This is a genomic window from Paenibacillus sp. EPM92 (assembly GCF_016586185.1).
Lineage (GTDB): Bacteria > Bacillota > Bacilli > Paenibacillales > NBRC-103111 > Paenibacillus_G > Paenibacillus_G validus.
This window is the reverse complement of record NZ_BCPS01000022.1, coordinates 1-10,923: the sequence shown is the minus strand read 5'-3', so window position 1 is coordinate 10,923 and position 10,923 is coordinate 1. Positions and strand designations below refer to the sequence as shown.

General features: G+C 49.9%; 11 protein-coding genes and 3 pseudogenes. 9 read left to right on the top strand and 5 right to left on the bottom strand.

What is annotated here, in order from left to right:
• A pseudogene (locus tag JMF85_RS03645) lies at positions 1-276 on the top strand (ISLre2 family transposase); the annotation flags it as partial.
• A gap of 232 nt (positions 277-508) precedes the next feature.
• On the opposite strand, the gene JMF85_RS03640 reads toward JMF85_RS03645, so the two are convergent.
• Together JMF85_RS03640 and JMF85_RS03635 are read right to left on the bottom strand one after the other, a co-directional pair.
• On the bottom strand, positions 509-1,021 hold the full coding sequence (locus tag JMF85_RS03640) for an NfeD family protein (protein ID WP_201317764.1): 513 nt from the start codon (positions 1,019-1,021) through the stop codon (positions 509-511).
• Between the two features lie 123 nt (positions 1,022-1,144).
• Entirely contained in the window at positions 1,145-1,936 is a 792-nt protein-coding gene (locus JMF85_RS03635; RefSeq protein ID WP_201317763.1) for a hypothetical protein, read from the bottom strand.
• A gap of 445 nt (positions 1,937-2,381) precedes the next feature.
• On the opposite strand from JMF85_RS03635, the gene JMF85_RS03630 reads away from it, so the two are divergent.
• The 5 genes and pseudogenes from JMF85_RS03630 to JMF85_RS03610 all read left to right on the top strand — a co-directional run bounded on the left by JMF85_RS03630 (position 2,382) and on the right by JMF85_RS03610 (position 6,831).
• Positions 2,382-3,608 carry an IS110 family RNA-guided transposase gene (locus tag JMF85_RS03630; RefSeq protein ID WP_201317762.1) on the top strand — a complete coding sequence of 409 codons (1,227 nt, stop codon included), beginning with the start codon at positions 2,382-2,384 and terminating at the stop codon, positions 3,606-3,608.
• A gap of 209 nt (positions 3,609-3,817) precedes the next feature.
• Positions 3,818-4,210, top strand: a pseudogene (locus JMF85_RS03625) (transposase); the annotation flags it as partial.
• Positions 4,211-4,572: 362 nt separating this feature from the next.
• Positions 4,573-4,875: an ArsR/SmtB family transcription factor gene (locus JMF85_RS03620; protein WP_201317761.1), complete on the top strand. Its 303-nt coding sequence runs from the start codon at positions 4,573-4,575 to the stop codon at positions 4,873-4,875.
• Positions 4,876-4,982: 107 nt separating this feature from the next.
• The gene (locus tag JMF85_RS03615; RefSeq protein WP_201317760.1) at positions 4,983-5,942 is read left to right on the top strand and encodes an LLM class oxidoreductase; all 960 of its coding nucleotides are present in this window, start codon (positions 4,983-4,985) and stop codon (positions 5,940-5,942) included.
• A gap of 40 nt (positions 5,943-5,982) precedes the next feature.
• Entirely contained in the window at positions 5,983-6,831 is an 849-nt protein-coding gene (locus JMF85_RS03610) for a sugar phosphate isomerase/epimerase family protein (RefSeq protein ID WP_201317759.1), read from the top strand.
• Here the strand turns inward: JMF85_RS03610 and JMF85_RS28610 are convergent.
• The 3 genes and pseudogenes from JMF85_RS28610 to JMF85_RS03595 all read right to left on the bottom strand — a co-directional run.
• Positions 6,735-7,196 (bottom strand): annotated as a pseudogene (locus JMF85_RS28610) (hypothetical protein); the annotation flags it as partial. The gene JMF85_RS03610 and the pseudogene JMF85_RS28610 sit on opposite strands and share 97 nt — an antisense overlap.
• A gap of 36 nt (positions 7,197-7,232) precedes the next feature.
• The gene (locus JMF85_RS03600) at positions 7,233-8,156 is read right to left on the bottom strand and encodes a catechol 2,3-dioxygenase (RefSeq protein ID WP_201317757.1); all 924 of its coding nucleotides are present in this window, start codon (positions 8,154-8,156) and stop codon (positions 7,233-7,235) included.
• 69 nt (positions 8,157-8,225) lie between these two features.
• On the bottom strand, positions 8,226-8,915 hold the full coding sequence (locus JMF85_RS03595) for a GntR family transcriptional regulator (protein ID WP_201317756.1): 690 nt from the start codon (positions 8,913-8,915) through the stop codon (positions 8,226-8,228).
• Between the two features lie 284 nt (positions 8,916-9,199).
• On the opposite strand from JMF85_RS03595, the gene JMF85_RS03590 reads away from it, so the two are divergent.
• The 3 genes from JMF85_RS03590 to JMF85_RS03580 all read left to right on the top strand — a co-directional run.
• Positions 9,200-10,135, top strand: a complete 936-nt coding sequence (locus JMF85_RS03590) for a dihydrodipicolinate synthase family protein (RefSeq protein WP_201317755.1) — start codon at positions 9,200-9,202, stop codon at positions 10,133-10,135.
• Positions 10,136-10,186: 51 nt separating this feature from the next.
• Complete coding sequence (locus JMF85_RS03585; protein ID WP_201317754.1) at positions 10,187-10,357, top strand: hypothetical protein; 171 nt, start codon at positions 10,187-10,189, stop codon at positions 10,355-10,357.
• Positions 10,324-10,923: cupin domain-containing protein (locus JMF85_RS03580; RefSeq protein ID WP_201317753.1), on the top strand; the 600-nt coding region annotated here is incomplete at its 3' end. The genes JMF85_RS03585 and JMF85_RS03580, both read left to right, overlap by 34 nt.

The window sequence follows — 10,923 nt, the reverse complement described above, 5'->3', positions numbered from 1 at the left end:
AAGCGGACGAAGCGTGGCGGGTACAGTTGGAGTGAGCAAGGCGTCAGGGCGATGCTGAGGACGATGATGAGGATTCAAGAAGCGGGCACGGTGGTAAGAACGGTTGAAGGACAAGCGAGTAAGCAGGCAACGCCGCAGCAGCCGATAAACATGCGGCAATTGCTAAAGAACGTGACGCAACCGGTCAAGGGTTGTATCGCTGGAATGATTCGCATGCTGCAAGGACCGAAGCAAAGCAGCACAACGGGTATGGCACTCAAAGCACTTCGCGGATAACGGCAAAAAATTCTGACAAATCACTTGTATTTGATGAAAGAACGAAGCAAAGCGCTTACAAGGAAGAGGTTCCTTCGAGGTTCGCGTTCCAAGCATCTTAAATGACTGCCCACGCTAGCTTGACACTGACGGTATGTTTGTGTCATTAGACAACAAGTCCAAGCAACACAATGATCACTACAATAATTAAAGGGGTATAAACAAATTCCAGCATCTTTCCTCTCCTTTTCCGTTATTGAAATTTCGTCACGTAAAGCGTGCCGTCCTTCACCTCCACGATAACCGCTTGTTCCCCTGCGCGAATTTCCTCCCCGTCGAAGCTGGCGGCAATCTGATTCGTCACGCCGGCGCCGACCTTAACCAGCACTTCGCCGAACCCGGTTGCGGGAATCGTCGTAATGACCTCGCACAATTTGCCGCTTAGCTGATGGAGCGAAAAAGCGACCGAGTTTTCGGCGTTCTGGGCGGGCTTCACGTACAAAAAATACACAAGCGTGCAGGAAGCGACCGCAAACAAAACGGAGCACGCCAAGACGCCGCCCGCCATCGCGCTATACTTCGTCAGCAGGATGCCAACGCCGCCGAATGTCGTCACCCCGGCCAGCAGCACCGTCGAATTGAACACGCTGCTATCCAGCGCGTCAAGCGCCTTGCTAAAGATGCCGTCGACCATATCGCCGAAAATCAATGAAAGGAAGATCAAAACGATCCCCGTTACAAAACAGATGACATATAACTCAAACATACCCGTCTCCCTTCGGCTTCCGTCCTCCTTCGCGGCTACCCCCATTATAACCTTTTCTCGCTTCGGGACGATACCGAAATTGCCAAGGCCCGGCGCCTGTCGCGGCATCCGTCATCTCGCTGCCTAGCACACGCCCAAAATCCACCCCTCGGTCTGCGACGCCATCCGTTTCTCCCGTTCCGTCAGCGTATCCGCTCGAAAATACCGCTCTAGCGTCCCGTTTTGATCCCGTTCCCGGAGCCACGCCGCAATCACGTAAGCATCTTGCGCATCCCGCGGCCAATCTTGGGGAAAATCGGCGGCAAACTGCTTGTACCGCTGGTAAAGCAGCGCCGGATACACCTCCGCCAGCACGCTTTTCCCCGCCGGAGGCTCCCAGCCGTCAAACGGCCAAACGTGAAGCGTGTCCCGGACGGCAGAGCGGAGCTCGTACATCCACGGCAAGCCCGCGTGCGTGGAATAAGAGACGGCGCCCGTCTTCTGTTCAAAGTTCCAAGCGCTTTTGGCCGAAGCCGTAAACGTTTCCGTCAAACGGAGCGCCTTCGCGTTCGGATAGCCCGGCGCCTTCTCCCGGCATACGCTCACCGGCTGCTCCTTCGTATTCCAATTTTGCACAAAGTGTTCGAGCAACGCATCCCAGTTTTGCAGGCCATGTTCAGCAAAATAGGCAGCGGGAAACGACAGCGAGTGGTCGATCCCGATGGCCAGCCTCCGGTTCCGCTCCAGCAAAGCGTCTCTGACGTATTCGTAAACCTCTTTCCGGGACCAGCCAAATGTTTTCGCTTGAGCGCCGTCAGGCGAAATCCGCCGAAAGAAGCCCGGCGGATTCATTTCCACCAACTGAATGGCCGGTGTGCGCCGATCCGGCTCCCCTCTCCCGGAATAGTCGATCCCGATATAGCAATCAAAACGCATGGCAATCTCCTTTCGGTATTGGTCTTGGAGTTGAGTCCGTATAATTGTGTAAAATGGTAGTTTACTGAAAATAAAGGGAGCCATAATCCCAATCCCTCAGTTAGAATGATGGTGTCTACGCAACATTCTTCAGGAGGAGATTCAGATATGGCTCAATACCAGATTAACGTAGATTCTCAACTTTTGCATCAACTTTTCTTAGACCCCCATGCCGCTAATGCGGCACCAGCAGATGATGAAAATGGGCGAATGCGGTACAATATTCCTGTGGCTGGTGGAGGGAGGTCGTTGTTTCTTGGTGCTGCGAGCCCGACTCTTAGACGGACCCCAACGACCAGGTGCACCACAGATTGTCGCTCCTTCGGGAAGCACGCGGGATAGAATGGCCCATGTGTGGTCGTTGCACCAGCCCTCAATCGACAAAGCCGCAAGGAGATTGTCCATCATGGATGTCGTCTACAGCCATGTCTGTGGACTGGATGTCCACAAAAAGACGGTCGTGGCCTGCATTATCACGCCGGACGAGAAAGAAATCCGCACATTCTCGACCATGACCGACGATCTGTTGCAGATGGTGGACTGGATCAAGAGCAAAGGTTGCACCCACGCCGCCATGGAAAGCACCGGTTCCTACTGGAAACCCGTCTATAACCTGTTGGAGACGGAAGAGATTCAAACCTTGGTCGTCAATGCGCAGCATATCAAGCATGTTCCCGGACGAAAAACCGATGTGAAGGATGCCGAGTGGATCGCTTCGTTGCTCCGGCATGGATTGCTCCGAGGCAGCTTCATTCCGCCACGTGATCAACGGGAGCTTCGCGAGTTGATCCGATACCGCCGTAGTCTGATCGAGGAGCGGGCACGAGAAGTCAACCGGATTCAGAAAGTGCTGGAAGGCGCCAACATCAAACTGTCGTCGGTAGCCAGCGATATTCTGGGCAAATCGGCGCGTGCGATGATCGAAGCGCTGATAGCCGGTAACGTTGATCCGGAATCCTTGTCGGAGTTGGCACTTCGGCGTCTGAAGAACAAGAAAGCGGATCTCCAGCGCGCGCTCAAAGGACTGATCGGCCCGCACCAACGGTTGATGCTCCAAACCCAACTGCGGCACGTCGATGAACTGGACGCGCTGATTCAACAGTTGGACGAGGAGATCAAGAGGCGGATGCTCCCTTTTGAGGAAGACCTGGAGCGGCTGGACACCATTCCCGGGGTGGCCCGGCGGACGGCGGAACAAATTGTCGCTGAAACGGGTACCGACATGAGCCGCTTTCCGTCTGCCGCTCATTTGTGTTCGTGGGCGGGGTTGGCTCCAGGGAACAACGAAAGTGCTGGGAAACGAAAGTCCGGGCGAACGACCAAAGGGAATCCGAAGCTTCGGAGCGCTCTCATCGAGGCGGCACGGGCAGCAGTCCGAACGAAACACACGTATCTGTCCAGTCTATATCATCGCATTGCCGCCAGACGAGGGGCCAATCGGGCGGCTGTGGCGGTGGCCCATCGGATCCTGACCATCGTCTACCATCTGCTAAAGGAAAAACAGGTTTACAACGAACTGGGGCCTCATTATTACGAAGAACGCCGGCGTGAACAGATGGCCCGACAAGCGATACGGAAGTTGGAAATGTTAGGATATGACGTTATGTTAAAAGAACGGGAGCAAACCGCATAATCCCCTATCATTTTCCAATTTGAAGCGATGTAACGGTGGGTTGGCCTTTTTGTGCTTTTTAGCGACTATTATTTTCGGGATAGGAAACACCCAGGATTCCGGTGTTGCAAAATTGCTGGAATCGGTACTGAACCAAATCTTACAGGCGCAGGTTGCGCAACGTACTGGATGCCTCTGCGAAAGCCCTGAAGAATGAAATCCACACGCATGTACGAGCGATCCTGGAGGCGCCCAACCCGGAAGCGGCCCGGCTACTTTTGGAGCAGACGCTGGCGGCTTACGAGGACAAAGCGGCGAAGGCGATGCGGATTCTGGAAGCCGGTTTTGACGATGTCACCGCCGTTTTGAGCCTGCCGGAAAAGTACCGTAAGCGCTTGAGAACGACAAACAGCGTAGAACGTCTGAATGAGGAAGTTCGCCGCCGGGAACGCGTGATTCGCATTTTTCTCAACCGGGAATCCGTCATTCGACTCATCGGTGCGCTACTCATGGAACAGGACGAGAAATGGGCTTCCGGCAAGAAGTACCTCGATATGGTCGAATACCTAGAGTGGCGTGAAAGCCGGCCAAAATCTGTCTCGAAAGTAACCCGAATCATGTAGCCCATTCTAGCTGAGGGATTTTACACATAATTTTGGACTTGATCCTGAAATAAACAGGCAACCAAAGAACTAAGTGCATTTTATACAATTCTTTTTGTGTAGAAAGGGTGTAAGTATGGTTAATCTATTGTATATATTTAACCGCTCCCGTATGTATTCGTGAAGTTTACATTTTCATAATGGTCATCGCCATGGACACGATGCCCGTTTCCGGTCCCCATCGGGCTGCTGAGCGGATGCCTCAGCCTTGTCCGGAAACTCCGGATACGATATATTGGGCGTGGGAGCTTCTTCGGCATGGCAGTCCGCCATCTCGAGAATCCCCGGATCCATTCATTTCGTTGATGTGTCTGGAGGCAGCCATGGAACTTGTGGAAGTGTTTAAAGCTTTGTCCAATGAAACGAGGCTCCTGATCTTGCAGTGGCTTAAAAATCCGGAGCTTCATTTTCCAAAACCGCAAAACGGGGATATACACGAAGACGGGGTTTGCGTGAGCGACATCCAGAAAAAAGCGGGATTGTCGCAATCTACAGTGTCCCTTTACCTTTCCGCGCTGCAAAATGCCGGATTGATAAAAGCAAAGCGCATCGGGCAATTTACTTATTATAAACGGGATGAGGAAAACGTTAAAAAAATAACGGAACTGTTATCTAGAGAATTGTAAATCAAAATGTTCCCTCGCCGCTGCTTTAGACTTGAAAGATGCCCGTTCTCATATTATTATATCGATAATTATAGATATTTATAAATAATGATATGTGAGGGATGGCAATGAACCAATTTGCTCAACATAAGGGATATTCGCGCATGTTTCAAGAAAACCGTCTGACGCTCGGCTTATTGTTTCCGTTGGAGTCATATGAAGGCAGCATTCCGGAGATGGACATTGAAAAGCAAATGAAACTGGCAAAAAGAGCGGAAGAGCTGAATTTCGCCGCATTATTCGTCAGGGACGTTCCGTTGCACGACCCCACTTTCGGCGATGTGGGCCAAATTTATGATCCCTGGGTCTTTTTAGGCTATCTAGCCGCCCATACTCAAAACATCGCTCTGGGCACCGCAAGCGTGATTCTCACCCTGCGTCACCCTTTACATGTGGCCAAAGCGGCGGCCTCCATCGACCACCTCTCGGGCGAACGTCTCATTCTTGGCGTCGCGACCGGGGATCGTCCAATAGAATTTCCGGCTTTTTCCATCGATCCCGAAGAGCGCGGCGCTTTGTTTCAAGAAGCCGTTTCGGTCATGAAAAAAGCGTGGGCGGAGAACTTTCCTGCGATCCGATCGCCGCGTGTCGATCTGTCGCACGGGGACCTTTTGCCCAAACCGCGTTTGTCGGATATTCCAATGCTGGTAACCGGCCACAGTTCTCAGTCCATTGAATGGATTGCCCAAAATAGCGACGGGTGGTTGTATTATCCCCGAAACATTAAATTCCAAGCGGAACTGATTCAACATTGGCGCTCACTCACCGATCAGTTTAAACCGTTCAGTCAGTCTCTCTATGTAGATTTGACGGAGGATCCGAATCATCGTCCGGTCCCTATTCATTTAGGGTTCCGGATCGGGCGCAATCCGCTGATTGAATTCCTTCATTTGCTGAAAAACGCAGGTGTCAATCATGTAATGATCAATTTAAAATACGGCCATCGTCCTGTTGAAGAAGTGATTGAGGAGCTGGATGAAGAAGTCCTTCCCCACTTTCCCGCATTCACCGGCGGACAACATCGTTGAGGATGTTTGCAACCATTCGCTGAGGAGGAAGCAAGCAACAATGGCTTACCGTGTTTATGCAATGGATTTTTCCTTCTATAACTCGATGGGAATATACAGCTTCGAGGCACGGTGCGAGATGCTGAAAGAGATCGGGTACGATGCGGCGCATTTGTCCGTCTGGCACGGAGAGCGGTGGCGGGACGCGGCGAAGCTCAGCAGTGTCAAACGGAAATACGGACTGGACGTCGCGGGCGTATATGTCGTGCTGGATCTCTCGTTAGGCGAGAACCATCCGAGAAATCAGGGCATCCTGAACTTGTTGGAGACGCTGGAAGGGTGTTCGACTGTCGAGTTGGCCATCCAATCCGCAGGAAGTCATCTCCGCCCCTCCGACCCGGCGGGTGACGACATCGCGGTGAACTGGCTGGAAAAAGCGCTCAAAATTTGCGAGCGGCGAAACATCGATATTTTGCTTTACACGCACCTCTCCTTCTGGCTCGAGCGCCACGAAGATGCGGCGCGACTGTGCCGGCGGCTGAACCATCCCCATTTGGGGATCGTGTTCTGCGGTTACCACTGGTACGCCGTCGACGGAACGAATCTGACCGGCATACTGAAAGAGATAACGCCATACCTGAAGCAGGCGAACCTGTCCGGCAGCCGCCGGAATCCGCACGGTTTCAGGAATAATGCGACGATCGAGCCGCTGGACGAAGGCGAGTTGGACAATTTCGCGTTGCTAGGGCAGCTTAAAAAGATGGGTTTCCAGGGGATGATTGGCTTTCAGGGGTGGAGTGAAGGAGGCGACGCCTACAGCAAGCTGAGTCGTTCGCTCAAAGCATTCCGTGACATGGAGCGGCGTCTTGAGGCGCATCCGCACTGGGCGGAATTGAAATTGCTTCCATAGACGGCACTTTCATGGCCGTCAAGCAAAACATGACCACCGTTAAGACCAGAAAAAGACCGGAGTGAAGCAGCTAAAAAGATCACTTCTCCCCGAGGACAGCAGACGGCGTCGATTTCTTGTACGGAAAAATGTGCTGCCAAATCCTCGATTCCTTCCCGTCCCCGTCCGAAGCGAAAATCCTTCCCCACCATCACTTCAGGATGAAGGTTGGTCAGTTCCCGGATAAAATCAGCAACGCTGCGGCTGAGGTAAGCCTCATCAAATTTGGCTACGACGACGTTGTCGACACCAAGTTCAAAGAGACGACGCAATTTTTCCTGAATCGGGGTGAGGATACAAGCTCCTTCCAAAGAGGAACGCGGCGTCGGGTCAAACGTCTAAACCGTGAACCATGCGCCCACTCAGGTTAACGCCTTGACAAAAGATTCTATCAATTCGCGGCGGTGGTAAAAAATTCCCTGCCCGATCTTGTCTTCCGTCCACGTGATCGTCGGGAAGTCCTCATATGTGATATAACCGCTGGCAAACGCCTCATTGCGGTTTCCGGACGGGTCAAAGAAATAGATCGTTTGTCCCTGCGTGATGCCGTGGCGGGTCGGCGTCACTTCCGTCGGTACGTTGTACATAGTCAGGATGTCCGCCGCCTTGTAGACATCGTGAATGCTCTCGACATAGAATGCCACGTGATGCAGCTTGCTGTCAGGCCCTTTGATAAACGCCAGATCATGCGCCTTGTTCGTCGTAAACAGAAAGCTGCCGATTAATTCCTCGCCGTCGACCGTTGTGATTTTTTCGCTTTGGCGGAAGCCGAGCACTTCCATAAAGAACCTCGTTACCGTTTTCAGGTCATCGCCGGTCAGAAGCACGTGATCCAAGCGGTGTGGCGCGATACCATGCGCATCGAGCGGCCACGGGTGCGGATTTAACGATCCGGTCTTCGTTCCGAGACGCTCGACTTCATAATACAGTTCGACATGATGGCCCGTCGGCAGAACAAAATGAACCGCTTGCCCTTCCGCCAGACGCGTACCGTAAGAAATCCGCGAAGTCGTACAACCAAACTGCTCCACTTTCTTTTCCAAATCCTTCAAGACCACATCGTTCTTTACCTTGAACGCAAAGTGATCAAGACCGGGATGATCGGCCTGCTTCAAAATCAGACTGTGATGATCGTACTCATCCCACGCTTTTAAGTAGACTCTTCCATCCGAGCGCCCCGTCTCTTCCATCCCGATTACTTTCGTGTAGTATTCCACTGATTTTTCCAGATCGAGAACGCGCAGTTCCACGCGGCCAATTCTCATGATTCCGTTCCCAAAGCCCATGATCCTTCTCCCTCATTTAAAGGGGGCTGAACTTCGACAGGGCGAAAAAATATCGACCATGATATAAAATCAGGTCGACGTAGGGGGGCTCTGCTCACCATTCTGGGAATCGGTATTATTTAAGACTAACAACAGGCATTCATGTAAATGTTCTTCCATTGCGGATTTGGCAATTTGCGGCATATTGTTTTTGATTGCTTGAAAAATAATTTTGTGTGATTCAATGGAATTTTCTATATTTTGATGTATTAAAAATCTGTGCAAACTAATGAAGTCGGTCTGATCCCATAACCATTGAACTTGTGACATTAGTCGGGGCATATGGGAGGCTGCGACAATAGTGCGATGAAATTCACGATTTTTAATAGAGTATTGGGAGTAATTTTTCTCGGCCGCTAGTTGTTCCATCTGAAACAACAGGTCTTCGAGTTTCGTTAGGTCTGCTTCAGTCGCCTTGGTAGCCGCTATAGAAGAAGCTAATCCTTCCAAGCTTTTGCGCAAAAGATAAAGTTCTTCAAAGTCTTCTATGGTAAACGTTCTAACGATGCAGCCTACTTGGGGGACGATCTTCACAAACCCGTCAAATTCCAGTTGTTTTAACGCATCTTGCACGGGTGTTTTACTCACTCCAAACCGTTTGGCTAATTGGCTGGTTGAGAGCTTTTCGCCGTTCTCCCACTCTTTATTTAACAATGCCATTTTGATTTTCTGGTAAGTTTCGCGATGTTTCGGAAGTGTGTTATCGGTAAATCCATTCATCGGATGATACCCCCTTGTACCCTTAGTATGTCCAAATATCATGTGATTTTTACTGACAAATCAACCAACTGTAACTTTAGTTCTTATAATTCTTCATGTCAAGTTATAATTGGAATTATGATTATAAACCGACAGTAAGATCATGTAGAAGGGTAAATATTACTATTTATTTTACATATTTTAAAATAATATTTGACAATGTAATTTCTCCGATATATTCTAAAGATGAAAGAAATCTGTGGTTCTAGAACAATAGTTTGCAAAATATCATGGAGGTGTTTTTATTGAGAGATAAACTGCTGCGAGGGGTACTAATCCCTTTACCAACGGTATTTCTGGATGATGGGACAGTAGATATCAAGGCGATGGAGGAAATTGTTGAATTTTATGTTGGGTCCGGGATTCACGGATTATTTGTAAATGGTTCGTTTGGTATGGGCCCCGCCATGAGTACGGAGCAACGGAAACAAGTTGCGGAACTGGTGGCCAATAAGCTGAACGGAAGACTTCCATTTATTGTCCATTGCGGTACGGTAGATGTCTATTCAGCTATTGAATTAACCGCCCATGCAAAGTCGATCGGCGCATTGGCTAGCGCGTTATTACCACCCTATTATTACAGTGATCATACAGAGTATGAAATTATAGAACATTTTCGATTCGTCGCGGAATCAGTCGACATGCCTTTAATGATCTATGACAATCCGAAGTATAGCGGCATTGATATGGGGGTAGGTAGAGTATTGAAAATCAAAGAAGCGGTCCCCCAAATACGAGCAATCAAACTGAACATTATGACGAACGAGAAAGCGCTCTCTTATATTCGTTCGTTGCCTGAGGATATTGCTGTGTTTCCAACGGTTGCCTCTTCCCTGCTTGCCAGCTATCCAAGGCGTTTCGATGGATATATGAATCCGCCAACCTGTCACGTACCCGAATTGCAAGCAGCTTATTGGAATGCAGTGGATAAGGAAGATTGGAAAGGGGCGGCAACATACCACTGGAAATTGTCCGAAATTGAAGATGTAATTACACAATTGTGGCAAACTAATGGCAGGGCGCCATTTAAAGAAGCGATGAAGTTAAGGGGCTTGCCGATTAAGATGTTCCCTCGTTGGCCAATTATGGATTTAACCGAAGAACAGCTTAACACGCTGTATGAACGTCATAAAGACGTGGGGACAGAGGAATTTATCGGCAATCGTTTTGTGAAACTGTAGACAGTTGTAGAAAGTCCGTGTCTGCAAAAAATGAGTAAAGGAGAGATTTGGATGCTGGAAATTGTGAAGACAGGAATGGCGGAACTCGATGCGTTTCATGAGGAAATTGTGCCAAAGCACTACGACGGGCTGTGGCGGATCGGTGAAAAGTTTTTAACCAGAACTCCTGCCAACGTTGGGGTCCTTATGTGTGGAAATGGAACGAATCTTACGAATTGTTAATGAAAGCAAAGCGATTAGTAGATCCGACGTTATTTAGAGGCGGAGAACGCAGGGTGCTTCATTTTTCCAATTCTTCGTTTGGCGGAATGCAGGCCACTCACAGTATGAATGCAAACTTCCAGCTGGTAAAAGCAGGGGAGCAAGAAGCATCCCACCGGCATTCCGTAGATGCCCTTCGTTTTATGGTACAAGGAAAGGCGATTACGGTCGTCAATGGCGAACCATTTGAAATGAATGAAGGGGATTTAATAACGACTCCCAACTGGTGCTGGCATGGGCACAAAAATGAGACGAAAGAAGATGCCATTTGGTTAGATGGCGTAACGGCGCCGTTGCCGATTTTGTTGCGGGGGATGTTTTTCGAGCCGCATCCGTCTAAGTCACTTCAGCAAGTCGAACAATCGGCAAATCATACCCGGGCTTTAGTAGGCAATGGACGTTTGCGACCGAAACACCAAGCAAACGTATTGCAATATCCGGCGTTGTCCTACCCTTTTGAAGAAGTGTATGAAGAAATTAAACTCCAGCAAAAGTTGGAAAACTTGAGTCCTTTTGACGGCTATTTA